Source organism: Vibrio sp. 10N.222.49.C9 (genome assembly GCF_041474985.1).
In the GTDB taxonomy this organism is placed as follows: domain Bacteria; phylum Pseudomonadota; class Gammaproteobacteria; order Enterobacterales; family Vibrionaceae; genus Vibrio; species Vibrio crassostreae_C.
Genome location: NZ_JBFRVD010000895.1, coordinates 1 through 238, shown reverse-complemented (window position 1 = coordinate 238; position 238 = coordinate 1). Strand labels below are relative to the sequence as shown.

At 46.2% G+C, this 238-nt stretch carries 1 pseudogene; it reads left to right on the top strand.

Annotated features, from left to right (window positions below):
• Positions 1 to 238, top strand: a pseudogene (locus tag AB4585_RS26115) (peptidylprolyl isomerase); the annotation flags it as partial.

The window sequence follows — 238 nt, the reverse complement described above, 5'->3', positions numbered from 1 at the left end:
GGTCTAAACTCTGCGGTTGTTGAAGTTGACCCTGAGCACATCATCGTTGTTCGCATTGAAGATTCTCGCCCTCAAACTGTACTTCCATATGAAGAAGTAGCAGCTCAAGTTAAAGAGCAGCTGCAACAGGTTGAAGGTCGTAATCAAGCGAACGAACTGGCGGCTCAAGTGGTTGAAGCGCTTGAAGCTGGCGACAAGACTTTGCTTGCTGAAAATAACTTAAGCTTCAGTGAAGTAC